This window comes from Streptomyces sp. NPDC019890, from assembly GCF_044903445.1.
Classification (GTDB): Bacteria; Actinomycetota; Actinomycetes; order Streptomycetales; family Streptomycetaceae; genus Streptomyces.
Map to the genome: position 1 here is coordinate 134172 of NZ_JBJDQK010000002.1, position 25906 is coordinate 160077.

A 25906-nucleotide genomic window follows, 5' to 3' on the forward strand; every position below is an offset into this window, starting at 1 on the left:
CCGGGGGGTGCCGCCGCCCGGCTTTGTGGGGCCACCCGCCCCCCCAAGTCCCGGGGGGGCCCCCCAACTGGTCCCCCACCCCGCCGGGGCGGCGGGGCCGGGCCGGCCCGCCCCCCCCCCCCCACCGCGAGAGTTACACGCCGCTGAGGTCAGCCACGCGGGTGCTGGTAGTAGGAGCCCAGACGCTGGTGGTAGTCCGGGTCTCCCAGGTGCTTTTCCTTGTCGAACTCCGGCGCGTCCTTGATCTCGTCCTTGGTCCGGGACACGTACACCTTCTGCCCGGCCGTGTCCACGCGCTCGATGACACCGGCCGGCAGCAGTACGTCCTTGCCGAAGATCCACACACCGGTGTCGACCACAATGTAGGCCGAGCCGACCTCGTCGGAATGCCTGTCGATCTTCCCGATGCTGCCGTCAGTGGCTTCCACCTTGAAACCGATCAGGCTGTGTCCCGGGTTGTGGCCGACGGCCGGAGCGTAGCCCCAGAGATCATTCACGAAATTCCCCTCCTCAGGTCTCGCCAGAACAGAAGGGCAGATTCCTTGTCCCTCCTGCCGCCGGCCGAGTCCCCTCATCGCACGGCCCCAAACACCGACCGAGCGTCGAACAGCGTTGACCGGCACCAGAGTTTGTCGTTCTCACCTGTGGTGATCGTGGTCCCGGCGGTCCTCGCGATTCCAGCGGCCTCGGCGCTGCCGGCTGTAGCGCCGGTCCCAGCGGTCCTGACGATCACGGTGATCCCGATATTCCCGGTACTCGGAGTCGCCGCCACGGCCCCAACCTCCGGCATCACCACGGCCGTAGTGGACGAGACCGAAGATGAGCACGGCCGCGGCCATCCACCAGATGGGGTTGAGCAGGCCGAGGCCGAGCAGGACCACGACGAGAATGAGAAGCAGGATGAACATGGCAGACCCTCCCGGAGCGGAACTGGACATCGCTGCCGGGGACTGGGGCCTCACAGAACAGCGTAGTCCTGCTGCAAGGTTGGGGACAGTGCCCCCTGTCGACTCGCCTCAGGCCCAGAACTCCCCTGCCCTGATGGTCCGTTGACAGCAGACGTGGCCCGGCGTTGACTGTCGGCGACGCCAATGGGCTACGACGCTTCGGACTCTCCGGGCGAAGTCCCCGTCCTTCCGCTTCGCCGGGACCCCGCGGAACGCAGGAATTCTTCCGCGACCTGGAGGCCCGGCCATGCTTCTCTGGATCCTTCTTCTCCTGCTGATTCTGTTCGGGTTCGGGATCCCGATGCTGATCCTGTGGTACGTCGCTGTCGTACTCCTGGCCATCTGGGTCCTCAGCTTCGCCGTCCACGCCGGTGGCCGATCCGCCCGCAGCCACTGGTGACCGACGACGTCAGCACGCTTGTCCGGGCGGGCCTCGGCTCGCCCGTCCGACGATCGGGCGGGCCACCTCGAGCCAGTTTGCATATTTATGCGCGGTATGTCATAGTTTTGCCATGCACAGCCCTCTACCCGAGGAACATGACCTGATGAACTCTGGAGCCCACCCCTACGCTCCTGCCCCCCGCGCGAACATCGCCCTGGCTCGCGACTGCGACGAGTGCCGCGGCTGGGGAAGCGTGGTGAGCGATGGCCATTACGAGCTCTGCCCCGCTTGCCAGACCGACAGCACCTGACCGCCTGCGCCATGCACCTGCGGCTCGGGACGGGCCGGTCCCACCCACCCCGGGCCAGCGGCCACCGACGTCAAGGACGGCACCACGTTCCACCTGGAGTTCGATCGATACCGCAACGGGCTCGTCGCCTCCTGACCTGGCTCAGGCGCTCGTACGAGATCCCGCTCCGCGCGGACGACGGCTTCACCTGCCGCCGGAGCGCCCGCTGCGTCGGCCGATGTGCCGCCAGACAGCCCGTTGGAATCTGAGCATCAGCACGCCCACCACGATCAGCAGCACGATGTTGAGGAGGAGCTGGGCCAGGGAGCCGCGCGCCTCGCTCCAGCTGGAGAACGCGCAGGAGACGCCGATGTCGGCGGCGGCCGGGATGGTGGTGACCGAGATGAAGACACCGAGCAGCGCGCTCGTCCTGGCCTGGGTCAGGGACACGATCCCGACGATGCCTGCCAGCACCGCAACAACGACGGAGAAGAAGTTCGGGGCGTCGATCAGCGTGGAGACCGGCCTGAAACCCAGGTCGAATGCCTTGGGTTGAAGACTGAGGCCCCGGATCGCCCACGAGAACAAGAAGGTCACCACGACGGCCAGCGAGAATCCGGCGGTCAGGGCGAAGAGGCCCTGCCGGATCCTGATGCGGTTGCCACGGTCGATGCCCAGCGCGACGCTCGTGATGGCGCCGTACTCCGGTCCGACGACCATCGCCGCGACGATCAGGATCTGGGAGTTGGTGAAGATTCCCACCGCCCCGATGACGCCTGCGATGACCAGGTAGACGTAGAAGCTCGGCAGATAGGTGCCCTCTGCGCGAATGCGCGCTTCCACCTCCTCCCAGACCGGCGCGTGCGCGAGCGCCCCGAGTTGCTGCTGCTCCGCCTCTGCCGCGGTACCGGAGAGGGCCATGTCGACCGGCTCGATGACGATGGATCCCCGGCGGTCGATTTCCAGCTCGCGCAGACCACGTAGCACGGCGTTGGCCGCACCCGCCAGGATGTCGCACTCGACCGCGTCTCCGTCGGGGTTGTGCGCCAGTTGGGGAAGGACGACCAGATTGAAGACATACCGGTCGTCGGTCAGCAGCCCGACCGCACGGGGAGTGAGATCCGCGGGGCTCACCAGTCGGAGGTGGATCATCTCCATGCGCAACCTCCATCGCTGGGGCGGCGGCCGTACCGAGGCGCGGCAGCGCCCGTGCACCGGGCCCGGGGCCAGCTGCGCCCGGCCAATCCCAGCCAGTAACGCCGCCGGGAAAGCGGTCAGCAAGCCGAGTGAGGCACTCGGCTCCAGCGGCCACGGTCGCTTCGGGCGCCCGGCCAGGGCCCCGGTTCGGTGGGCCTGTGGCAGCCCACCGTCGCGCCGTAGGGGTGTCGGCCCGCGTACTGTCGCCGCCGACGGCCGTGGGCGAGCGGTCGTCGCCCCCCTCGACATGGCAAGGGCGAGCGTGCGGCCGGATAGTGGACGAAGGGGGCTACTTCCGAGATTTCGGAGCAGCCATGGACCGCTACCCTCCCATCGCCGAGCACGGCCTGGTGGGCGACCTGCAGACCGCCGCGCTCGTCTCGTCACAGGGCGTCGTCGACTGGTTCGCCGCTCCCCGGTTCGACTCGCCCAGCATCTTCGCCGCCCTGCTCGACCACGACGGCGGCGGGTACATGCGGCTGGCCCCCGAGCACCCCGACGCGGCCCCCAAGCAGCTCTACTACCCCGACACGGCCATTCTGGTGACCCGATTCATGTCGCCGGACGGCGTGGGCGAGGTGGTCGACTTCATGCCTCCGGACCAGACCCGCACCGCCACCGACCGTCACACCCTGATACGCGTGGTGCGCGCCGTGCGGGGGACCGTCGACTTCACACTCGAGTGCCGGCCGCGCTTCGACTACGGACGGGCCGAGCACCAACTCGAGCTCGGCGAGAAGAGCGGCCTGTTCCGGGCCCCGGGGATCGACGCGCACCTGCAGACCACCTTCCCGCTGGAGCAGGACGGCCAGGACGTACGCGGCACAGTGACGCTCCGCGCCGGCGAAGCCGGCGGCGCCGTGTTCACCGTCTGCGCGTCCGGCGGCGAGGCACCCGCACCCCTCACGGTCGACGGGGTCACCGCACAGGCCGAGAACACCGCCCTCTTCTGGCAGCACTGGCTGAGCCAGTCCCGCTACCGGGGCCGCTGGCCCGAGCTGGTGCACCGCTCGGTCATCACCCTCAAGCTCCTCACCTACGCCCCCACCGGTGCCCTGATCGCGGCGGCCACCATGGGCCTGCCCGAGCAGGTCGGCGGAGAGCGCAACTGGGACTACCGGTTCACCTGGGTACGTGACGGCGCGCTGTCCGTGCGAGCCATGCTGGACCTCGGCTTCGTCGAGGAGGCCACCGCCTTCGTCCACTGGCTCGTGGAGAGGCTGCATGAGCGCGAGGGCAAGGAGGAAGAGCCGCTCCAGACGATGTACCGGATCGACGGCAACCCCGACCTGCCGGAGGAGACACTCGAACACTTCGAGGGCTACCGCGGCTCCTACCCCGTCCGCATCGGCAACGGCGCCGCCGACCAGCTCCAGCTGGACATCTACGGCGAGGCCCTCTACGCGCTGTCCCAGGGCCGAGAGATCGGGCAGCAGGCCACCTACCGGGGATGGAAGTCACTGACCAGGGCGTTGGACTGGTTCGCCGACGCCTGGGACCGGCCGGACGAGGGCATCTGGGAGACCCGCGGCGGTCGCCAGGACTTCACCTACAGCCGCGTGATGTCCTGGGTCGCCTTCGACCAGGGACTGAGCCTGGCCGAGCACTTCCGCAGGCCCGCCGACCTGGAGAAGTGGCGCACCGCCAGGGACGCCATCCTCAACCAGGTCATGGAACGCGGCTGGAGCGAGAAAGAGGGCGCCTTCGTCCAGCGCTACGGCGGCGACGTCCTGGACGCCTCCCTGCTGCTCATGCCCAGGGTCCAATTCATCGCCCCGAAGGACCCCGCGTGGCTCGCCACACTCGACGCGATGGACCGCAAGCTCGTCTCCGACAGCCTCGTCTACCGCTACGACCCGGCGGCATCGCCGGACGGGCTGCGCGGCTCGGAGGGCACCTTCAGTCTGTGCACCTTCCTCTACGTCGACGCGCTGGCCCGGGCGGGGCGGCTGCCCCAGGCCCGCTACACCTTCGAGAAGATGCAGACCTACGCCAACCACGTCGGGCTGTTCGCCGAGGAGATCGGTCCGAGCGGGGAGCAACTGGGCAACTTCCCCCAGGCGTTCACCCATCTGTCGCTCATCATGGCGGCCACCACCCTCGACAAGGCGCTCGACGCGGAGCAGGGGCGCTGACCCATGGTCACGCATGCCCGTCCGGCAGGACCGCCGCGACTGACCGCGGCCGAGTTCGGCGTGCTGTACCAGCGCCTGCTCTCGCGCACCGCTTGGGCCGGCGGCGACCGGGGTGCTCTGACCGTACTCACTCCTGCCCGGGTGCTGGCCGCCACCCGCGAGGTGCGGACCGGCCGGACGGTCTCGCTCGCCGCGCCGGTGGAGACGCTGCCCGGTCCGGACAATCCGGAGCCCGCGAGGCACCGGATGAGCGGGCAGCCGGAGGAAGACACCTCCAGCGGGCTCCACTTCGCAATGGACAGATTCGCCATGAATGTGCACGGCGACGCCGACAGCCACATCGACGCCCTGTGCCACGTGATCTACGACGGCACGCTGCACGGCGGAGTGGCCGCGAGCAGCGTCACGGCGGGCGGGGCCATGGCGCTCTCCATCGAGGCGGCTCGCGACGGGATCGTCGGACGCGGCGTGCTGCTGGACATCCCGCGGCTGCGCGGTGTGCCGTGGCTCGAACCGGGCGATCACGTGACCGCCGACGACCTCACCGCGGCCGAGACCGCCCAGGACGTCCGCGTGACGGAGGGCGACCTCCTGTTCGTCCGGGTCGGCCACCGCCGACGCCGCGCCGAACTGGGAGCGTGGCACGCGGCACAGCTGCGCGCCGGGCTCCATCCGTCCGCGCTGGAGTTCCTGGCGGACCGGCGGGTCGCCGTGCTCGGCGGCGACGGGAACAACGACACAGCCCCGAGTTCCACCGAGGGCGTCGACTTCCCCGTGCATGTGCTTGCGATCCACGCCATGGGCATTCACCTGCTGGACTACCTGCAGTTCGAGGACCTGGCGCCGGTCTGCGAGGCGGAGGGCCGCTGGTCGTTCCTCTGCGTGATCGCCCCACTGAGGCTGCCGGACGCCACCGGCTCACCGGTCAACCCGATCGCCGTGCTCTGACGTCTCGGGCCCGGGGCCGGGTCTCGGAGGTCCGTCATGGGAGCAACTGCCCCGGTGCCCACGGTCGTGATGGTGCGGGCGATCGGGTGAACAGGCACCTGTTCGGCTCCCGTCGGGTCGCCGCCACCGGGACTGCCCGATAGCTTCCACATTGGCTCGGATGTGCCCGATTGTGCGGGCGTGCGTCCGGCACAGCGCAGCACAGCAGGTCCCTCCGGGCGGTGCTAAGGCCAGGACAGCCAACGACTCCTAGAACGGGGCCTTCGCATGGCCGACGATCACCACTACGACGTCATCATCATCGGTACGGGAGCGGGCGGCGGTACGCTCGCCCACCGGCTGGCCCCCACCGGCAAGCGGGTCCTGGTCCTGGAGCGCGGCGACTACCTGCCGCGGGAGCGGGACAACTGGGAATCCACCGCCGTCTTCGTCAAGGGCAAGTACCGTGCCCCCGAGTTCTGGTACGACAAGCACGGCAACCAGTTCCCTCCGGAGGTGAACTACTACGTCGGGGGCAACACCAAGTTCTACGGCGCCGCGCTGTTCCGGCTCCGGCCCGAGGACTTCGGCGAGCTGCGCCACCACGACGGCGTCTCACCCGCCTGGCCGATCCGCTACGAGGATCTGGAGCCGTACTACACGGAGGCCGAGCAGCTCTACCTGGTGCACGGGCGGCATGGCGAGGACCCCACCGAAGGTCCGGCCAGCGGCCCGTATCCACACCCCCCGGTGGAGCACGAGCCGCGCATCCAGCAGCTCAGCGACGACCTGGAGAAGCAGGGACTGCACCCCTTCCACCTGCCCATCGGCGTGAACCTCACCCAGGACGAGAACGGCCGGGCCACCCATGACAGCGTCTGCATCCGCTGTGACCGGGTCGACGGCTTCCCCTGCCTGGTGGGCGCCAAGTCCGACGCACAGGTGATCTGCGTCGACCCGGCGCTGAAGCACGACAACGTCACGATGGTGACGGGCGCCCACGTGCGGCGCCTGGAGACCGACCCGACCGGACGCACCGTCACCAGGGTCGTCGCGGAGCTGGCGGACGGAACGACCGAGGGATTCGGCGCCGACATCGTGGTGGTCGCCTGTGGCGCGGTCAACTCCGCTGTCCTGCTGCTCCGTTCGGCGAACGACAAGCACCCCGGCGGCCTGGCCAACAGCTCGGACGTGGTGGGACGCCACTACATGCGGCACAACAACCTCGCGCTCATGGCGGTGTCGAAGGAACCGAACCCCACCAAATTCCAGAAGACCCTGGCGCTGAACGACTGGTATCTGGGCGCGGACGACTGGGACTACCCGCTCGGCGGGATCCAGATGCTCGGCAAGTCGGACTCCGACCAGATCCACGGCGAGGCGCCGCGCTGGGCCGGCGCGGTCTCGCCCGACATGCCGTTCGAGGTACTGGCGCACCACGCCGTCGACTTCTGGCTGTGCGGCGAGGACCTCCCGCTGCCCGAGAGCCGCGTCACCCTCGACAAGGACGACGCCATCCACCTGGCGCTCGACGAGAACAACAACGTGGCCGGGTTGAAGCGCCTCCAGCACAAGCTGCAGAAGATGCTCGGGCACCTGGGCATGCACGAGCACCATCTGCTGTCGCACAGCATCTACCTGCACAAGGGCATGCCGATCGGCGCCACCGCGCACCAGGCCGGCACCGTGCGGTTCGGCGACGACCCGAAGAGTTCGGCCCTCGACGTCAACTGCAAGGCCCACGACCTGGACAACCTCTACGTCGTGGACACGAGCTTCTTCCCCAGCATCGGCGCGGTGAACCCGTCGCTGACCGCCATCGCCAACGCCCTGCGGGTCGGCGACCACATCGCCGCCCGGCTGCGCTGACGGGGGCGTCGCTACAGGTTGTCCCCCGGTGTTCTGGCGGCCCGGGTGTCGGCGTCGGTGAGCTCCTCCAGCTCACCCATGGTGTCGAGCCGGTAGAGCAGCACCAGCGCCGGGCCCACCAGCACGATCGCGATGCCCGTGACGATTACCAGCCAGCGCAGGGTGTGAGCGGCGCCGGCCGCCTCGGCCACCGTCAGCGAGGTGGGCAGCAGATAGGGCCGCTGCGCGAAGCCCCAGGCGCCGACGACCAGGGCGACGCTCGCCACCGAGGCGTAGCGGGACCAGCCGTAGGACCGGCGCAGCAGAAGCAGCACCGTCGCCAGACCGCAGACCGCGGCCAGGACGATCAGCAGCAGGCCCCAGCCCCCGGTGAGACCGTCCCAGACGTAACGGGCGTCGTCGTGGGTGACGGGCAGGCCGATGAGCGCAAGGACCGCAACGGCGCCGAAGGCGATCAGCGCCCGTACGCGGAAATAGTCGACGAGATCGTCCGCGCCGAACCGCCGGGCATCGGAACAGAGGAAGACCGCCCCGAGGAACGCGGTGGCGGCGATGGCCAGCAGACCCACGAGGACGGAGGTTTCATTGGCCCAGGCATCCGCGGAGGCGGTCGTGCCGACCTTGACCCGGCCGGAGGCGATGCCGCCGATCACCGCCCCGAGGAAGAACGGCGTCACCAGTGACGAGACGGCGAACACCGCGCCGTAGAGGCGTCGTTGGGCCAGTCGACGGGACGGCCTGCGCAGGGCGAAGCCGGCGCCGCGGAGCACCAGGCCGACGGCGGCGAGGGCGAGCGGCAGCCACATCGCGGAGAACACGGCCTGGAACATCATCGGGAAGCCGGTCCACATGATGACCAGAATGAAGATCAACCAGACGTTGTTGACCTCCCACACCGGCGCCATGGCCTGATCGATGAGCCAGCGGGGCCGCTTGCCGCGCTCCGCGCCGCCGGCCAGGAGGTCCCAGAAGCCCGCGCCGTAGTCGGTGCCTCCGGCGCACGCGTAGGCGGCGATCGCGAGCACCAGCACCCATGCGATGAACTCGGCCATTACGACGCACCGCCAGGGGTGTGGTCGGACCCGCCAGCGGGCGCGGCCCCGGCGGCTGCGGGCTCGGGCTCGCTTCGGGGCCCGTACGGGGTGTCGGTCTCCGGGGGCAGTTCGGCGCGCGCGGCGGCCGAGCCCTCGTCGGCGATGCGCCAGCGGGTGCGCATCTTCAGCACGACCGCGAGGAACGCGCCGAAAACGGCCACGTACACGACCATGACGATGCCGAGCATCGCCCACAGAGACGAGGCACGGGTGTCCGTCACCGCCTCCGAGACCCTCATGTGGTTGTAGACGATCCAGGGCTGGCGGCCGACCTCCGTGGTGATCCACCCGCACTCGACGGTGACCAGACACGCTGCTCCCGCGATCGCGGCGCAGCGGTAGAACCAGCGGCTGCCGGGGTTGTCCCGGTGCCGCCACCAGGACCAGGCGTACCAGAGCGCCAGCAGGATCAGCACGCTGCCGATGGTGGCCATGATGTCGAAGGCCCAGTGGGCGATGGTGGCCTGAGTCGCCGTCGGGCGGTCGCTCGCGGCGACCGACGACAGGCCTGTCACCTTGGTGTCGGGGCTGAGTCCGGCGAGGATCGAGTCCAGTTGGGGGATCTTGAGCCCGCCGGAGATCGTCCCGTCAGGATGCAGACGCCCGAACAAGTACTCCGGTACGTGGGTGTCGGTCTTCCAGACGATCTCCAGGGCGGCGAACTTGATCGGCTGCTTGTGGAAGACGGCGCGAGCGGCGGAGTCGCCGAGCATGAACTGGATCGGTGTGAGGATCGCGGCGACGGTGAACGGCACGGTGAAGCCGAGCCGGTGGTAGCGGTCACGGCGCCCGCGCAGCCAGCCGACCGCGTACACGCCGGCGACCACATACCCGGCGGTCAGCAGCATCGCGACCACGAAGTGCCAGTACTCCGGGCCGAACATCGGTGTGAAGATGGCCTGTTGCACGTTGACGTGGATCGGCTTGCCCTGGGCGTCGAGGCTGAATCCCCGGGGGGTGTTCATCCAGGAGTTGGCCGCGATGATGCCGAACGCCCCCATCAGGGCGGCCAGCGGCAGCGGTACGGCGAGCCAGAAGTGCGTCCAGGGCTTGAGCCGGCGCCAGCCGTAGAGGTAGATCGCGATCAGGACGGCCTCCAGGAAGAACGCCCACGCCTCGATGCCGAACCCGAGGCCGAAGACGTCTCCCCAGCGGCCCATCATGCCGGGCCACAGCAGGCCGAACTCGAAGGACAGCACGGTGCCGGTGATGATGCCGATGGCGAACTGGACGGCCATCACCGCCGACCAGCGCCGGGCGAGTGTGAGGGCGACGGGGTCGTTGCGGCGGAGCGCCCGGTGGTGCATGAGCAACGTGATGAACGGCAGTGCCACGCCGAACGGGACCAGCAGGATGTGCGAGGCCAGGGTGAAGGCCATCAGCTCTCGGGCCGGCAGGAGTTGGTCCGGGGTGCTGTTCGCCAGAAGGACGGCGGTGCTGAGCATGTGCGCCTCGATGGTCTGCCCTGCGGGGGTGGCGGGGCTGAGGAGGGACAGGATGCGGAGGGGCGCCCGTAGAGGGTCGGCCGGGGCCGTCGTCAGGGAGGCGGCGGGGGCGCCTTCGGTCCGGGCGCCCGGGCGGCCGATGCGTCGGCGTCGGGCATGGTGAAGGCGCGTTCGCGGCGCGAGCTGGTGGCGAAGGCTACGGACCAGCTGAGCACCGCTCCCAGCCTGCTGCGGAAGCCGGTGAGGAAGGCCAGGTGGATGAAGAGCCAGGCGAGCCAGCCGGTGAAGCCCGACAGATGCAGCGGGCCGGCCTTGACGACGGCGCGGAAGCGGGCGATGTAGGCGGCGCTGCCAAGATCCAGGTACTTGAAGGGCTTCGGCTCCTTCGTCCTGCCTTCGACGGCGTGTCGCACACTCCGGCCCGCGTACGCGCCCGACTGCATGGCGACCTCGGCCAGGCCCGGCAGCTTGTTCAGGCTCATCACGTCGCCCGTGATGCGGATCTCCGGATGTCCTGGGACGGTGAGGTCGGGTTCGACGAGGATGCGTCCGGCCCGGTCCTGGGTGGCGCCGGTTGCCCGCGCCAGCGCGGCGGCGATCGGCGGGGCCTCGACGCCCGCCGTCCACAGCACGGTGCGTGCCTCGAACCGGGTCGTCGCGCCGTCATGGTCCCGTACGGTCAGGCCGTGTGCGTCGATGTCGGTGACCATCGTGCCCAGGTGGAGCTCCACACCGAGACCCTGCAGGGTTCGGGCCGCACGGTGGGCCAGTGGAGGGCCGAACGCGCCCAGCACCGCATCGGAGCCCTCGAAGAGCAGCACCCGGGCCTTGGCGGAGTCGATCTTCTGGAACTCCCGGTCGAGCGTGTGGCCTGCGATCTCCCGGATCTGTCCCGCGAGTTCGACACCGGTCGGCCCACCGCCGACGAGCGCGAAAGTGAGCCACTGCTGCCGTTCCCGGTCGTCTGCGGCCGTTTCGGCCAACTCGAACGCCCGGTAGATCCGTCGGCGGATGTCCAGCGCGTCGTCCAGGGTCTTCATGCCGGGGGCGTGCGCGGCGAACTCGTCGTGCCCGAAGTAGGACTGGCGCATGCCGACTCCGACGATCAGATCGTCGTAGGCCAGCTCGACAGCTCCGCCGTCGGGTCGCCTGGCGTGGACCAGCCGGGCGCCGACATCCACGTCGGTGGCCTCAGCGAGCACGCAGCTCACGTTGTGGTGACGACGCAGGACCCCGCGGAGCGGTTGCGCGATCTGCCCCTCGGACAGGATCCCGGAGGCGCACTGGTACAGCAGCGGTTGGAAGAGGTGGTGGGCACGGCGGTCGACCACGGTCACCGCGACCGGTGACTTCCGTAGGGCACGGGCGGCGAACAGCCCGGCGAACCCCCCGCCGAGGATCACCACCCGGCGGGGCGTGATGTGATCCTGCATCGGAGATCAGCCTCCGGTGGCGAAGCCGGGGAAAAGCGTCATTCCGCCGTCGACGTAGAGGGTGGTGCCGACGACGTAGTCGAGCAGGTCGGACGCCATGGCGACGACGGCGTTGGCGATGTCGTCCGGGTCGCCCACGCGGTGGTACGGGATCAGGCGCAGGAGGTCGGCCTCGGCCTCGGGGGTGGACCAGGCGTCGCGGTTGATCGGCGTGCGGATGGCGCCGGGCGCGACCGCGTTGACCCTGATCCGCTTGGGGGCCAGTTCCTGGGCAAGGGTCTGCATCAGCATGCCCACACCGCCCTTGGAAGAGGCGTAGTTCACGTGCCCCGACCACGGGATGATCTGGTGGACCGAGCTCATGCAGACGATCTTCCCTGCCGACCGGGACACCTCCTCCACCACGCCGCGCCGCACGAACTCCTTGGCGGCCTCCCGCGCGCAGAGGAACTGGCCGGTCAGGTTGACGTCGATCACCTTCTGCCACTGGGCGAGCGTCATCTCCGTCACCGGCGCGTCCCGCTGGAGGCCCGCGTTGGCCACCATGATGTCGATGGTGCCGAACTCCTCGACCATCCGTGCGACCATGGCGACCACCTGGTCCTCGTCGGACACGTCGGCCTCGTGGGCGTAGGCGCGGACCCCGAAGCCCTCGATCTGCGCCACGACCTTCTCGGCCTCGTCCGCACCGACGACGTAGTTCACCACCACGTCCGCTCCGGCCCGGCCCAGAGCAATGGCGGTCGCCTCGCCGATACCCGAGTTGGCACCGGTCACCAGTGCCTTCTGCCCCCTGAGAAGCTGCGCGGACATCGCCCCACGGTTCTCGTCGGCGTTTCCTGCCACCACGATCTCTCCTTTCGGCGGCTCGCTGCCACCACGTCCGGCTCGATCGCCGCCTTGGGACGGCACGCCCTCAGGGAACGGACGAGCGCATGAGGAAGGCCAGGCGTCGGCCGGCCCGCCAGGACGGGCACAGGAGCCGTCGCACACCCGGCTCCCAGACGAAAGCACCCTGCCCGCGGGCGGGACGGACCGGCGCGCAACGCAGCCGTATTTCGGCCGGGCACGTCACACGGTCGGGCTACGAGCTGCCCCGGAGCCTGGTCTCGAACTCGCCCGCAGCGGATTGCCCTTCCAACGCGCGAGGCTCCGCAACAGCCGGCAGCTCAAGGCGTCCGGCGTGCCCGCCGGTTCAGGCGAGGGATCCGGTCGAAGACCGCGGCGAGCCTGGCGGCCTGGTCGAAGTGGGTCGCCGGGCGGGAGCGGTCGCCGTCGAGATGGGTGAGGGTTTCCATGCCGAGGTAGAACGCCACGGCCGCGCTCGCCAGTACGGATACGCGCACGACGGACGCGAGTGGTTTGCCGCGCAGCAGCGCGGTCAGCAGTTCCTCGGCCAGCTCCTCCCAGTTCCGGGTTTCGAGGGCCAGCTGGGCGGCCAGCCTCGACCCGGGCCTGGCGCCGGCGTACAGCTCCTGAACGGCGGCGATGTGCCCGGTCTCGGTGTCCTCGTCGTAGAGCTCGCGGAGCCGTGCGACCGCGTGCGCGGCCCGTTCGGTCCCGGACAACTCGGCGCGATAGCGCCGTATCCGGGACCCGCTGGTCCGTGCCAGCGCCGCCACCAGCAGATCGTCCAGGTCCGAGAAGTGGTAGTAGATCACCCCGGGCGCGAAGCCGCCGGTCTGGGCGATCGCCCGCGCGGTGGTACCTCCGTAGCCGTTGCGCACCAGGCAGGCGAGGGTGGCGTCGAGGACGCGGTCACGAGTGTCAGACAACGCGCACCGGCCGGACCCCCTGGGCGGCGAAGTGGCCTTCGAGCCGGCGCGCGAGCTCCGGCAGGTGATGGCTGGGCACCCGCGGGTAGAGATGGTGCTCCAAGTGGTAGGTGAGCTCCAGGAAGACGGCGGGGATGATCCTCCCGCGCATGGTGCGGGTCTGCGTCAACGGGGTGTCTCCGTAGTCGTGGTGCGGCAGATACACCGTCAGGAGGGGGTACACCCAGCTCCCGACGATCGCCATCACCGTATAGACCAGCACCCCTGGCGTGTGAGGCAGGAGCAGCACTCCCCCGCCGAGCGCGGCGAACGGGGCCGTGGCTTCCGCGAGAAGCCAACGGCGGTCCCGCCCCCGCCGGTAGGACCAGAACCACAGGCGCACGAGGAACACGGGGCCGTAGCAGACGGCACCGAGCAGCGACAGCTCGGCCGGGTAGCCCTCCGGGTCGTCGGGGTGCGGGAAGATCCGGTGGTGCTGGGTGTGTGTGGACCGGTAGGCGTGCCCGCTCTCCAGCAGGACCAGCCCCATCGCGAACAGCGCCCAGTCGGTGGCGCGGGGCGACAGGCCGATGGTGCGGTGCACGACGTCGTGGGTGACGGTCACGACGGCGACGAAGATGCCGAAGACGATCACGGGGGTCAGCCACCACCAGCCCAGCCACACAGCACCCGCAAAGCACAGGACTCCGGCGCCCGGGCGGGACAGGGCGACGATCCGCTGCCTGCGTGTGGTGACGAGGAGATCCTCGCCGAGCTCCGCCAGGGACGGCAGACCCGGTGCCGGGGCCCCGGCCGCCGGAGGCGGCAAGACGGCCGGAGGCGGCAAGGCGGCCGGTACGACCGGTGGTTCGGGCCCTGCGGCCGGATCGGGTGGGGTCATCGGGCCCGTCCCTTCTCCCTCAGCATGCCCTCGGCGACGATGCGGCTGCCCAGCACGCAGGCGACCGTGCCGAGACCCGGCCAGGTCGAGTCGCCGACGAGCCACAGCCCGGGGCCGCCCAGATCGTGCGGAACGGCGTGCTGGTTGGCGTTGCGCAGATGCTGGCGCACTCCGCCGACCGCTCCGTCCGGACGGAAGGCGAACCGTTCGTAGCTGCGGGGCGTTCCGGTCTGCGCGATCACGGCTCGCTCTCCGAGGCGGGGGTACACGCGCCGGGCCAGGGCTACCAGCCGTTCGCCGGTTTCCTTCTTGCGCTGCTCGTACGCGGTCCGGTCGAGGCCGCGCCAGGCGGCGAGGTCGGTGTGGGTGGAGATCATCACCGCTCGGTGCCCGGGCGGGGCGCTGAGTGTGTCGCCGGGGGCGGACACGGAGACGAACATGTTGTTGCCGTCGCCCAGGGGACGGTCGTACGCCTGCAGCACCTGATGGTGCGTGAGGTCCTGGCCCGCCACCTCGGACTCGGGTACGCCGAGGAAGACCACGGTCGCACCGCCCAGCGCGTCCGCGTCCCGTTCCAGGTAGGTCCGCAGTCTGCGGGCGACCGGGAGCCCCGCGCAGATGGTCGCCGTGGTGGCGGCGGGGACCGCGCAGACGAGTCGGCGGGCGTGAACGACGCCTCGGCGGGTGGTCAGCCGGTAGGCGCCGGGGCCGCCTTCGACGCGCGCGACGCGGCAGCCCACCCGGAGCGAACCGCCGAGGGCCCGGTAGTGCTGCAGGAGTACGCGCCAGAATCCGTGCATGCCGCCGGTGTGCCGGCTGAGTCCCGCGCCCCGGATGGTCACCCCGAGCGCCGCGTTGATGAGCGGCGCGTCGTCGACACCGGTGTGCACCGTGTCCTCGACCAGCATGCCGAGCAGCCCTACCAGCGCGTCGTCCCCGCGCAGGGAGTGGTCCCGCAGCGCGTCGCCCAGGGTCCGGTTCAGGTGGCGGGCGAGCCGTACGCCGGGCATCCCGACCGCCCGCAGGTCGCGGAGGGCGTCGGCGGGGCCGCGTACCGGCAGCCGTACGCCCTTCCGGCTGGCCCTCCAGAAGGTGTGTGCCAGCCGGTCGAGCAGCGCCCAGAACCGGCGATGGTCCTCACTGTCGCCGAACTTGCGCAGCCGTTCGTGGTGCCACGCGGCGGGATCGCGGTGCAGCACGACCTCACGGTCCGGCAGAAAGGCCCGGTAGCCGGGCAGTTCATGCGCGTCCAGCGGCGGGATGCCCACGGTCTCCAGCAGTTCGCCGCCGACGCCGCCGGGGCCGAAGTCGACCAGGGTGGTCGCGCCCACGTCGAAGGAGAAACCGCGTTTCCGGTAGTACCCGGCGCAGCCGCCCGCGTGACCGTGTGCCTCCAGCACAAGAGTGGACAGTCCGGCCGCCTGCAGCCGCAGCGCCGTCGCCATGCCCGCCATGCCGCCGCCTATCACCGCCGCGTCGACGTGCTCCCCCAGGTTCTGAACACTCGTTCTGAACATCCGTTCAGAATGGGCAACTTGGCCCTTCGCGTCAAGAGCTCCGACGTGTCCGAAGAGACTCATTGGAATCCCCTCGTCTTTCTCGCGCACCTCTGTACGATCACCGATCACAAACGGGGGACAGCTGCGAAGGGGGCGGGGATGGATGGTAAAACGACTGGACGCAGAGGCAGTTGGCGGTTGAGAGCCGCAGCGTCGGGAGCCGCGGCGGCGGTGCTGCTCGGCGGCTGCAGCGCCGGGGCGGCCGAGAAGGCAGCCGGGCCAAGCGCCAAGGCGTCGCGGTCCCCGGCGCCGTCCGCTTCCGCGTCGGGCCAGGCGGCGGGTGGCGCACAGCCGCCCGCGACACCGTTCGAGGCGACCGCGGATCTCGTGCCCCGTACGAGGAGTCAGGGCTCTGCGCTGGCCGAGGCGGTCGTGTTCCGGCCACAGGACTGGAGCCGGGGCTTCAAGGCGCAGCAGCCGGCCCGGAGCGCACCGGGCACCGTCGCCGTACTCGACGAGCAGTGCCGATGGCAGCGCCGGGCGCTGCCCAAGGGCGTGCTGGCCTCGCTGTCCCTCTACAGCGAACTGCCGGGCAGCGGGAGCCGCGGCGCGATCAAGGTGACGGCCGCGGTGACCGTGCATGCCACGGAGCTGGGTGCCGACGACCAGCTGGCCACCACGCTGGAGGAGGTGCTGCGCTGCCCCGAGCAACAGGTACGCACCGACGAGCGGATCACGAACCTGATGTCCGTGGGCACTCCTTTCGGCGTGCGCGGGAACACCTACGCGGACGACTCGGTCTACGAGCGCGGCTCCTATCTCGCCGGGAGCGGCAAGGCCTCCTACCGGTGGATCGTCACACGGCTGGGCACGGTGACCGTGGCGGTGTCGCTGAAGGGCACCCACGGGTACACCGACGCCGAACTGGAGCAGTACGTGACGCGCGGCACGACCAACATGCTCGACCGTGTGAGATTCGAGCTGGGAGGCAAGGCCTGATGGAGCAGCTGCGTTCTTCCGACCCCGTGCGTATCGCCGACCACCGTCTGCTCGGGCGGCTCGGCGCCGGTGGCATGGGGGTGGTGTACCTCGCGCGCACACCGGCCGGCGCGCTGGTGGCGCTGAAGGTGCTGGCAGCGGAGTACGCCGAGGAGCCCGGCTTCAAGGAGCGGTTCCGCCGCGAGGTCGACGTTGCCCGGCGCATCCGCAGCCCGTGGGCCGTGCCCCTCGTGGACGCCGACGCGGACGCCGAAGCGCCATGGCTGGCAACGGCATACGTACCCGGCCCGTCGCTGGCCGAGGCCGTGGCCGCGCACGGGCCGCTCGCGGAGCACGGACTGCGGATCCTCGGCGGCCGGCTGGCACGGGCCCTGGCCGAGGTCCACCGGGCCGGGCTGGTCCACCGGGACCTCAAACCGGGCAACGTGCTGATCGCCCTCGACGGGCCTCGGCTCATCGACTTCGGTATCGCCAGGGCACCTGAGGACACGGCGCTCACCGCGACGGGGCTGGTGGTCGGCACACCCGGCTATCTGTCACCGGAGCAGGCAGAGGGGCGCGGCGGGCAGGCCATCGGCCCACCGAGCGATGTGTTCTCCCTCGGTTGCATCCTGGCGTTCGCGGCGACAGGTCGGCCGCCGTTCGGTACCGGGGCGCTCGACGCCCTGCTGTACCGGGCCGTGCACGACCCTGCCGACCTCGACGGCGTCCCGCCCGCGCTGGGCGAGGTGGTGTCGCGCTGCCTGGAGAAGGACCCGGCACAGCGGCCCGGTGTCGAGGAACTGGTGCGGGAACTGCTTCCCGGTGACCTGGCCGATGCTCCTGCCGATGCCCCTGCCGACGGTCTGACCCATGACGGGCCCGACGGCGGCACGACGGACGGCGGTACGGAGGCAGGCGGTACGACGGACGGCGGTACGGAGGCAGGCGGTACAACGGACGGCGGTACGGAGGCAGGCGGCGGGGCCGTCTCGTGGTTGCCGGAAGAGGTCACGCGGCTGATCGCCCGGCGCTCGGCCGCCGCACTCGCACTGCCGGACATCGACAGCACCGAGGTCTCGGCCGGCACGTCGCGAGCGGAGAGCACCCCGGGGAGCAACTCCCAGGGCAGCAGCGGACCTCAGGATGCCGACACCGAACCGGCATCCGACACCGGGGATGCGGTGCCTTCGGTCACGGACGGCACCCGGACTCCCGGACGGCGCCGTTTCCTTCTGCTCGCCGGTGGGGGCGCGGTGCTCGCGGCGGGTGCGGGCGCGGGCTGGTGGACCCTTGGCAGGGACGGCGGACCGGACGACAGGAAGCCCGCCACTTCCCGGCGCCCCGCCTACACCGTCGCGGTGCACGGCGACCTCAGCGGCTCCCGGCGCGAGACGGGGCGGGCACAGGAGCGCGGACTGCGGCTGGCCGTCGCGGAGTTCAACGCCCGGGGCGAGGCTCCCTTCGACGTGAAGGTGCGGGCCGTCGACGACTCCGGCGACCCGGCCGTCGCGGCACGGCTGGCGAAGCAGCTCGCCGACGACCCGTCGGTGCTCGCCGTGGTCGGTCCGACCACGGACGCGACCGCCCAGACGGCGCTCGCCGCGTACGACGCCGGACTCCTGCCGGTGGTCGCCGTTTCTCCGGGAGCCATCAACCTCAGTGTCCAGGGCTTCCGTTCGTTCCTGCACGCACGGCTCCCCGACTCGCTGCTCCCCTTCTACATCGGCGCCTATCTGCGCGGGACCGCGCGCTCGCGCAAGATCGGTGTCGTCGTCGACCGCGCGGCCGACAACTACGGCTGGGAGCTCAGCAGCAACCTGAGCACGGTGTTGCGGAACGCGGGACAGCCGTACCTGCCCAGGGTGGTGAGCGCGATGCGGTCCGGCTTCGACGACGCGGTGGACGATCTGCTGGCCGCCGATGCCGACTCCATCGCCTTCGCCGGACTGCACGACCGGGCCGCGTCGCTCGCCCGGACGCTGCGGGAGCGCGACTTCTCCGGCGCCCGCGCCTCCGGCCCGGACCTGCTCGACCCACGGTTCCTCACGGCGGCGAAGGAGGCCGCCGACGGATGGACGATCGTCGCGCCGGTCGTCGACGCGACGCTCAAGCCCGAGGTGAAGGCATTCGCCGACGCCTACCGGAAACGATGGAAGGAGGCGCCGCCCCGGTACGCGGCGGAGGCCTATGACGTGACGGGCATGGTACTCAAGGCGCTGGCGGACCTGCCGGCGAAGAGCCGCACCCGCAAGGAGCTGCTCACCGCCGTGCGGGCCATCAAGTACCAAGGCGTCACAAAGCCGTTCGCGTTCGACACGAGCGGCCACATCGTCATCGACGGCACCGGGGTCTTCCTCTGGCGGGTCGACAAGGGTCGCTTCGTGTACGGCGGCCCCGCGCCGTACAAGGCCTGATGGAGCCGCTGCGTACGGCCGATCCGTCCCGGCTGGGCCGCTACCGGATGCTGCGGCGGCTCGGCGCCGGCGGCATGGGCGTCGTCTTCCTGGCCCGCGCGCCGGGAGGGGCGTTCGCCGCGGTCAAGGTCGTGCGGGCGGTCCATGCCGGCGGCGAGGATTTCCGGGCCCGGTTCCGCCGGGAGATCGCGGTGGCCCAGCAGGTGGACAGCCCCTGGGTGGTCCCGTTGCTGGACGCGGACGCCGACACGGAGGATCCGTGGCTGGCGACCGCGTTCATACCGGGGCCTTCGCTCTCCGAAGTACTGGAGGCGCAAGGGCCGTTGTCCGCCGCCACGGTGTCTGTCCTGGGGCTCCGGCTCTCCGAGGCGCTGGAGGCGGTCCACCGGGCGGGGCTGGTGCACCGCGATGTGAAGCCGGGCAACGTGCTGCTGGCCCCGGACGGGCCGCGGCTGATCGACTTCGGCATCGCACGGACACCGGAGGGCACGGCGCTCACGTCCAGCGGCGTGATCGTCGGCTCGCCCGGATTCCTGTCGCCCGAGCAGGCGCGGGCGCGCGCCGGCGAGATCGGCCCGCCCAGCGACGTCTTCTCGCTGGGCTGTCTCCTGGCCTTCACCTCCACGGGCGTACGGCCGTTCGGCGGCGGTGGGGCCGCCGGCACGCTGCTCCGCACGGTCTACGAGGAGCCGGACCTGCCCGGGCTGCCGGACGCGCTGGAGCCGCTCGTACGAGCGTGCCTGGACAAGCATCCGGCACGGCGGCCGACCGCCGCCCAGATCCGCGAGGCGCTGGACGAGATCGCCCCCGACGACCGGGAGCGGTGGCTGCCCGAGCCGGTCACGCGGCTGATCGCAGACCGGTCCGCGGCCGTGCTCGGCATGGAGGCGATCGAACCGACCCGGGTGTCCGCACCGGTCGGCACGGCGTCACCGGAAGCCGCCACGGTGACGTCCCTGGTGGATCCGCAGTCCCGCGCACCCGCCATGGGCCGCCGTGGTTTCCTGCGCATCGGCTCCACGGCCGGAGCACTGGTGGCCGGCGGCTCAGCCTGGTGGTGGAGCACCCGTGGCGGCCGGAAGACGGGCGGCGGCGCCTCGCCCTCCTCGGCCTCACGGCCCGAACTCGTCGTGGCCTTCCAGGGGGATCTGTCCGGCGCCGCGAAGGACGCCGGGCACGCACAGCTCAACGGGGCCCGACTGGCCGTCGAGCATGTCAACGCCGAGAGCAGCCGCCCGTTGCGGCTGAAGTTGCGCCCGTACGACGACGGGGGCGAGCCCGAACGGGCCCGGGACCTGGCCCGGCGGCTGACGGCGGACGAGCGTGTCCTCGCTGTGCTGGGCCCCACCACCGACGCTTGCTTTCTCGCCGTGGAGGACGCCTACACCAAGGCCGTGATGCCGGTCCTCTCGGTTTCGGTGGGGGTCGCGCCAGAGCTCAGGGAGGTCAGCGCATCCACTCTCCGCTCGCATGCAGCGCTACGGCCCACCGATCAGCTGCTCGCCGCCCCGTGCAACGCCTATCTCACCCGCTCCGCCGACGCACGCAAGGTGTTCCTCGTGGACGACCAGGCCGAGGGCGACTTCGCCTGGGCCCTCTGCGACCAGCTCCAACGGGTGCTGCGACAGGAGGGCAGGGACGCGACCGTCACCAGTGTCACCGCCGGGACGCTCGACTCCGCCGCGCTCGCCGGCAAGGTCATGGCGGATCGCGCGGACGCGGTCGTGTTCAGCGGAAGCCAGGAACGCGCGGGCGCCTTCGCGTCCGCGCTGCGCAAGGCCCGGTTCACCGGAGCCCGGGTCGCGACCCAACGGGCCTTCGGCACGCGGTTCCTGAAGTCCGCGGGCGCCGCCGCCGAGGACTGGGTGTTCACCACCACCTTCATCGATCCGGCGTCCACGCCGGCGGCCCGCTCCTTCACCGCGGCGTACCGCGCACGGTTCGACGAGCGCCCCGGCTGGTACGCGGCGGAGGCGTACGACGCCGTGCTGTTCCTGGCCGCGGTCTGCACGAGAAAGGGCTCTCCCCTGGCGGAACGGGGCGCGATCGTGCGCCGCATGCACGAGGTCGACTATCGCGGCATCAGCCGGACGATCAAGTACACGACGGGCAAGGACTACAACAGCGACGCCATGTTCCTGTTCCGTACCGCCGACGGAGAGTTCGACTTTCTCGGGCAGTACCAGGAAGCGGTCTCGTGAGCCGGACGCATCGACGGAGGCCGGGCGGATGTGGCCACGGTGGGCGGGAGCGTCGTCGCGGTCCTCACAGCGCCGGAAAGACCGCGGCGAAGAAGAGCCACAGCAGCACCGCCCAGAACAAGGCCGCGGTGAGGGAAACCAGGAGGGAGCTGCGCCACTTCAGCACCAGGAAGGGGAACATCACCAGTGCGGCCCAGTGCCCGGCGACGTCGATGAACACCCGGGCCGCCTCGGCCAGCGTCCTCGCCCGGCCCTGCTCGAGATAGCCGATCAGGCGTTGGGAGGTGAAGCCGTAGAGGCCGAAGACGATGGGGAAGAACCAGAACGGCGTGATGTCGACGAGCAAGCTCTCCGACAGGTCGTCGAACATCACGAGGTAGATGACCGCCGCGGCCGTCAGGCCGCCCAGCAGGGCGACCAGGTAGAGAGGTGTGAGCGCCGCCGCCTCGGGCGGACCCGCCGACGGGACCACCGGGGAGGCGTACGGCACGTCCGGCGCCGGCACGCGGACGACCTGGTGGCAGTGCGGGCACCGCACGTCCGTGCTGCTCTGCCCAGGCGGCACGGACATGCGGTGCCCGCACGAGGCGTGAAACTCGATCCGTCTCTCGTTCACAGGCGGTCTCCCTCAGTAGAAATCACGCGGCTGAAGCGGGTCAGCAGCGCGGACATGGCACAGCCGGCGGACGGCCGACCCGTCCCGGACTACGGGGACGCGCCCGCCCGGTGGCCCGGTTCCCGCGTCCCGTTGACTGTCGATCATGAAACCTGATCGATCAGGGCGGTTCGACCCCCTCGGGTCACCCAACCGGCCGACGAGCCGCAGGTCAGATCGTCCTTTGGTGATCGTGACGACCTTCGCCCTGCTGCTCGGATCTTGGGGGGTGCGTGGTCGGCGGCTGCGGGGAGACGATGGAGTAGCCCGGAGCGCTGGGCGACAAGGCGCGGCCCGAGCCGTGGCAGGCAGCACGTTGCGGTGACGGGCGGAAGGAGTGCCTGGGATGAGTCCAACCGGATCCTTCGGGGACGACCTGGGACAGGCCGGGACTGCCTCCGCCTCGTCAGGTGGTCTGCTGGACGTGCTGGGCGTCGCCGCCGTCCTACTCGACGCCGAGGGCAGGATCGATCTCTGGAGCCCACAGGCTGAGGACCTGTTCGGCTACAGCGCCGAGGAGGCAGTCGGCCAGTACGCGGGCCGCTTGCTGATCCGTGAGGACCACCTGGAGGTCGTACTGAACGTGTTCGCCCAGGTCATGGAAGAGGGCGGCAGCTGGGCCGGCGTCTTCCCGATCCGGCACAAGGACGGCAACACGCGGCCGGTGGAGTTCCGCAACATGCGACTGCAGGACGACCAGGGGGACTACTACGCCCTGGGCCTGGCCACGGATCAGGCAACGCTACGGCAGGTCGAACGCGACCTGGCGCTGTCCGCCCGACTGGTGTCCCAGTCGCCGATCGGACTGGGTGTACTGGACACCGACCTTCGGTACGTCTCGGTCAACCCAGCGGAGGAGCGGATGAACGGCGTGCCCGCCGCCGAGCATGTGGGGCGGCACGTCCATGAGGTGCTGCCCTTCTTGGACGAGTCCTTCGAAGCGACGATGCGCGAGGTTTTGGCCAGTGGCACCCCAGTCTCGGATCAGTACACCGTCGGCCGCACCCCAGCCGACCCGGACAACGAGCACGCCTGGTCGATTTCCTTCCACCGGCTCGAAGCGCCCAACGGGAAGGTGCTGGGGGTGGTGACCTCCAGCGTGGACGTCACCGAGCGGCACCGTGCCGTCCAGGAACAACGCCGCACCGTTCTCACCCTCCAGCGCAGCCTGCTACCCCACCCGCCACCGCAACGGCCTGGGCTGGCTGTCGCCTCCCGGTACCAGCCCGCCCAGGCAGCCAGCGAGATCGGCGGCGACTGGTTCGACGTCATTGCGCTCGGCGGCGACAAGACCGCCCTCGTCGTGGGAGACGTCATGGGCAGCGGCGTCAGCGCCGCCGCCAGCATGGGCCAGCTCCGCACCGCCACCCGCACCCTGGCCGGCCTCGACCTCGACCCAGCCCAAGTCCTCCAGCATCTCGACCACATCACCGAGGACCTGGAGCAGGACACGATCGCCACCTGCGTCTACGCCGTCTATGACCCGCACAGCGCGAAATGCCACGTCTCCCTCGCCGGGCACCTGCCGCCCGTCCTCCTCCATCCGGACGGCAAGCGCGAACTTCTGGACCTGCCCACCGGCGCACCGCTTGGCGGCTGCGGCGTACCCTTCCACGCGACCTGCCTCGACTTCGTGCCGGGCGACCAACTCGTCCTCTACACCGATGGCCTGGTCGAGACCCGCGACGAGGCCATCGACGCACGCCTGGACACCCTCCTCGAATTCCTCGACGACCCCGATCGCTCGCTGGACGACACCTGCGATCTGCTTCTGCACTCCCTGCGCCACCCGGGAGATCACGACGATGTAGCCGTGCTCATCGCCCGGGCCGGGCCCTGTCCAGCAGGCGAGGAGACTCCTGCCTGACCTCGCGCCCCAGCGTCGAACGCGCCGCTACCGCGTTTCATCAGCCGCTCGCCTTCGACTGCACACCTGTCTGTGGCTGACGGCTGACGGCTGTTCGAAGACGCGACCGAGGGTCCCGAAACCGTGACTCGTGGACGTCCGGCCGTTCCACTCGGGGTCGTGCTCCTGCGCTACTGGACGGCGCAGGAGGCGACATCAGGCCGACGTTCGACGGCCGGGGAGTCGCCCTGATCACCGGCAAAACACCGCTCAGTCTTCCGAAACTGACGCCTCATCAGGAAAGGAATATCTCGTGCCTTCTCGACTCAACCCGTACATCAGCTTCGACGGCGACGCCCGGCAAGCCATGGAGTTCTACAAGGGGATCTTCGGCGGCACCCTGACGGTGAGCACATTCGGTGACTTCGGCGAGAAGGAAGCCGGAGACGCGGCCAACAAGATCATGCACAGCATGCTCGAGACCGACAGCGGCTTCACGCTCATGGGCGCGGACACCCCGCCGGGGATGGAGCACAAGCCCGGGAACAACATCTCCGTGAGCTTGAGCGGGGATGACGCCGCCGAACTGCGCGGCTACTGGGACAAACTCTCCGGCGACGGCACTGTCTCGGTCCCGCTGGAGAAGCAGATGTGGGGCGACGTCTTCGGCATGTGTACGGACCGCTTCGGCATCACCTGGCTGGTCAACATCAGCGAGCAGCAGGCCTGAACGGACAGCGGCGCGCCGGCCCCTCCCTCAGGCGGCCGGCGCGTCTGGCACGGGGACCGCGCCATGAGGAGATTTCCGTCCTGTCGATCATGAAATCTTGATCGACAAGGTCGCCAAGATCCTTTCGGCGGCACCTCTGACCAGTAAAGACGCTGGTTGCTTGTTGAAGAATCGGCGACCGCGTGCGGCCCGGCTGGTGCTGCCGCCGTTCACAGGTGGCCCTGGTCGTCCCACAGTGTCCAGCCGGTCAGTTGCTGGCATTCTGGGTGCAGGCCCGGAGCTGTCCGGAACGAGGTGGCGCAGATGCTCGATTTGTCGTCCAAGTTGTCGGGGATCCCGGCGGGACGGGGACGGGCCCCCTGGCCGAACCACGAGTACGTCAAGGGTTGGGGCGTGTTCGGGCTGCCTTTCGACTCCGGTCACGTCCTCGCGCTGCGTGTGTTTCCGGAGAGCTCCTTCGGTCCCTATCGCACGGTGTGGCATCGCGACCCGAGCGGCAGGTGGTCGATCTACGTCGACGGGGAGCGACTCGACACGGCATGCCCGAGGTATTACGGCGCGGCCTGCGGTCACACGGGCTACGCCCGGATCGGTCTCATGTGGACGGCCCCGGCCTCCCTGAGGGTGACGATGGATTCACCCTCGCTGAACTGGACGCTGACCGCCTCCGTGACCCGACTCCTCGGGGTGCTGAACCACGTCAGCGCGGCGCTGCCGCTGTCGACATGGCGTCCCCGAGCTCTGGTGGGGGCGCGCGAGCGATTGGCACGGGCGCTGGGGCTGGGCCGCCTGGAGATGACCGGCGTGATGCCGAGCGGCCACCCCGGAACGCTGATGCCACAGCAGATGTACTTCGTCGACGCCTCACAAGCCACGCTTGATGGCGCAGACCTCGGACGCCCTGTTCAACTGCAGGAGAATCCGCGGATCGGTGACGTGCCCCTGCCGGCCCGCGGCGTCCTCGCCATCGGCCAGGCCGCCTGGCAGATCCTGGACCAGGCCGAATACGAGCGCACTCGCGGCGAGACAGCCCAGCAGCGCTGAACGGCGCGAAGCGGCGGTCGGGAATCAGGCGGCGTCGCGCGCTCGCCCGGCGGTACCGTCACGGCCGGCCTGGCAGGGGACACCAGCGCGAAGCCGAGGGCGTCCCGGTCCGGCCAGCAGATCTCCAGCTCGTCGGCGCCGGGGTCGCCGGGATCCACCAGCC

At 70.3% G+C, this 25906-nt stretch carries 21 protein-coding genes; 10 read left to right on the top strand and 11 right to left on the bottom strand.

Going from position 1 to position 25906, the window contains the following annotated elements:
* Positions 1 to 149 precede the first annotated feature (149 nt).
* Together ACI2LP_RS05025 and ACI2LP_RS05030 are read right to left on the bottom strand one after the other, a co-directional pair.
* Entirely contained in the window at positions 150 to 497 is a 348-nt protein-coding gene (locus tag ACI2LP_RS05025; protein WP_404723167.1) for a PRC-barrel domain-containing protein, read from the bottom strand.
* A gap of 141 nt (positions 498 to 638) precedes the next feature.
* A complete protein-coding gene (locus ACI2LP_RS05030; protein WP_404723168.1) occupies positions 639 to 908 on the bottom strand; it encodes a hypothetical protein in 270 nt (89 codons plus the stop codon).
* Between the two features lie 286 nt (positions 909 to 1194).
* On the opposite strand from ACI2LP_RS05030, the gene ACI2LP_RS05035 reads away from it, so the two are divergent.
* Entirely contained in the window at positions 1195 to 1347 is a 153-nt protein-coding gene (locus ACI2LP_RS05035) for a hydrophobic protein (RefSeq protein WP_404723169.1), read from the top strand.
* A gap of 475 nt (positions 1348 to 1822) precedes the next feature.
* On the opposite strand, the gene ACI2LP_RS05040 is transcribed toward ACI2LP_RS05035, so the two are convergent.
* On the bottom strand, positions 1823 to 2776 hold the full coding sequence (locus ACI2LP_RS05040) for a DUF389 domain-containing protein (protein ID WP_404723170.1): 954 nt from the start codon (positions 2774 to 2776) through the stop codon (positions 1823 to 1825).
* Between the two features lie 353 nt (positions 2777 to 3129).
* On the opposite strand from ACI2LP_RS05040, the gene ACI2LP_RS05045 reads away from it, so the two are divergent.
* From ACI2LP_RS05045 to ACI2LP_RS05055, 3 genes are all read left to right on the top strand, one after another.
* A complete protein-coding gene (locus tag ACI2LP_RS05045; RefSeq protein ID WP_404723171.1) occupies positions 3130 to 4950 on the top strand; it encodes a glycoside hydrolase family 15 protein in 1821 nt (606 codons plus the stop codon).
* A gap of 3 nt (positions 4951 to 4953) precedes the next feature.
* On the top strand, positions 4954 to 5898 hold the full coding sequence (locus ACI2LP_RS05050) for a cyclase family protein (protein ID WP_404723172.1): 945 nt from the start codon (positions 4954 to 4956) through the stop codon (positions 5896 to 5898).
* Between the two features lie 267 nt (positions 5899 to 6165).
* Positions 6166 to 7746 carry a GMC oxidoreductase gene (locus tag ACI2LP_RS05055; protein WP_404723173.1) on the top strand — a complete coding sequence of 527 codons (1581 nt, stop codon included), beginning with the start codon at positions 6166 to 6168 and terminating at the stop codon, positions 7744 to 7746.
* An 11-nt stretch (positions 7747 to 7757) separates the two neighbouring features.
* On the opposite strand, the gene ACI2LP_RS05060 is transcribed toward ACI2LP_RS05055, so the two are convergent.
* The 7 genes from ACI2LP_RS05060 to ACI2LP_RS05090 all read right to left on the bottom strand — a co-directional run bounded on the left by ACI2LP_RS05060 (position 7758) and on the right by ACI2LP_RS05090 (position 15890).
* Positions 7758 to 8798 (bottom strand): cytochrome d ubiquinol oxidase subunit II, encoded by a 1041-nt coding sequence (locus ACI2LP_RS05060; protein WP_404723174.1) that lies wholly within the window; start codon positions 8796 to 8798, stop codon positions 7758 to 7760.
* Positions 8798 to 10285, bottom strand: a complete 1488-nt coding sequence (locus ACI2LP_RS05065) for a cytochrome ubiquinol oxidase subunit I (RefSeq protein WP_404723175.1) — start codon at positions 10283 to 10285, stop codon at positions 8798 to 8800. The genes ACI2LP_RS05060 and ACI2LP_RS05065 overlap by 1 nt, the downstream gene beginning before the upstream one ends.
* A gap of 92 nt (positions 10286 to 10377) precedes the next feature.
* On the bottom strand, positions 10378 to 11718 hold the full coding sequence (locus ACI2LP_RS05070; RefSeq protein ID WP_404723176.1) for an NAD(P)/FAD-dependent oxidoreductase: 1341 nt from the start codon (positions 11716 to 11718) through the stop codon (positions 10378 to 10380).
* A gap of 6 nt (positions 11719 to 11724) precedes the next feature.
* Entirely contained in the window at positions 11725 to 12531 is an 807-nt protein-coding gene (locus ACI2LP_RS05075; RefSeq protein ID WP_404723736.1) for an SDR family oxidoreductase, read from the bottom strand.
* A gap of 356 nt (positions 12532 to 12887) precedes the next feature.
* Positions 12888 to 13493 (bottom strand): TetR/AcrR family transcriptional regulator, encoded by a 606-nt coding sequence (locus ACI2LP_RS05080; protein ID WP_404723177.1) that lies wholly within the window; start codon positions 13491 to 13493, stop codon positions 12888 to 12890.
* Entirely contained in the window at positions 13486 to 14373 is an 888-nt protein-coding gene (locus ACI2LP_RS05085; protein WP_404723178.1) for a fatty acid desaturase family protein, read from the bottom strand. Before ACI2LP_RS05085 ends, ACI2LP_RS05080 begins: the two co-directional genes overlap by 8 nt.
* The gene (locus ACI2LP_RS05090) at positions 14370 to 15890 is read right to left on the bottom strand and encodes a phytoene desaturase family protein (protein ID WP_404723179.1); all 1521 of its coding nucleotides are present in this window, start codon (positions 15888 to 15890) and stop codon (positions 14370 to 14372) included. The genes ACI2LP_RS05085 and ACI2LP_RS05090 overlap by 4 nt, the downstream gene beginning before the upstream one ends.
* 180 nt (positions 15891 to 16070) lie before the next feature.
* On the opposite strand from ACI2LP_RS05090, the gene ACI2LP_RS05095 reads away from it, so the two are divergent.
* Genes ACI2LP_RS05095 through ACI2LP_RS05105 form a run of 3 tightly spaced genes read left to right on the top strand, consistent with a single transcriptional unit; the run spans position 16071 to position 21468 of the window.
* On the top strand, positions 16071 to 16871 hold the full coding sequence (locus tag ACI2LP_RS05095; RefSeq protein ID WP_404723180.1) for a hypothetical protein: 801 nt from the start codon (positions 16071 to 16073) through the stop codon (positions 16869 to 16871).
* Positions 16871 to 19267: a bifunctional serine/threonine-protein kinase/ABC transporter substrate-binding protein gene (locus ACI2LP_RS05100; protein ID WP_404723181.1), complete on the top strand. Its 2397-nt coding sequence runs from the start codon at positions 16871 to 16873 to the stop codon at positions 19265 to 19267. The genes ACI2LP_RS05095 and ACI2LP_RS05100 overlap by 1 nt, the downstream gene beginning before the upstream one ends.
* Positions 19267 to 21468 carry a bifunctional serine/threonine-protein kinase/ABC transporter substrate-binding protein gene (locus ACI2LP_RS05105; RefSeq protein ID WP_404723182.1) on the top strand — a complete coding sequence of 734 codons (2202 nt, stop codon included), beginning with the start codon at positions 19267 to 19269 and terminating at the stop codon, positions 21466 to 21468. Before ACI2LP_RS05100 ends, ACI2LP_RS05105 begins: the two co-directional genes overlap by 1 nt.
* 64 nt (positions 21469 to 21532) lie before the next feature.
* Here the strand turns inward: ACI2LP_RS05105 and ACI2LP_RS05110 are convergent, their stop codons facing one another.
* On the bottom strand, positions 21533 to 22084 hold the full coding sequence (locus ACI2LP_RS05110; RefSeq protein ID WP_404723183.1) for a hypothetical protein: 552 nt from the start codon (positions 22082 to 22084) through the stop codon (positions 21533 to 21535).
* Between the two features lie 385 nt (positions 22085 to 22469).
* On the opposite strand from ACI2LP_RS05110, the gene ACI2LP_RS05115 reads away from it, so the two are divergent.
* From ACI2LP_RS05115 to ACI2LP_RS05125, 3 genes are all read left to right on the top strand, one after another.
* Positions 22470 to 23990 (top strand): SpoIIE family protein phosphatase, encoded by a 1521-nt coding sequence (locus ACI2LP_RS05115; RefSeq protein WP_404723184.1) that lies wholly within the window; start codon positions 22470 to 22472, stop codon positions 23988 to 23990.
* A gap of 292 nt (positions 23991 to 24282) precedes the next feature.
* Entirely contained in the window at positions 24283 to 24699 is a 417-nt protein-coding gene (locus ACI2LP_RS05120) for a VOC family protein (protein WP_404723185.1), read from the top strand.
* 294 nt (positions 24700 to 24993) lie between these two features.
* On the top strand, positions 24994 to 25743 hold the full coding sequence (locus ACI2LP_RS05125) for a hypothetical protein (RefSeq protein ID WP_404723186.1): 750 nt from the start codon (positions 24994 to 24996) through the stop codon (positions 25741 to 25743).
* The last annotated feature ends 163 nt before the right edge of the window (positions 25744 to 25906 follow it).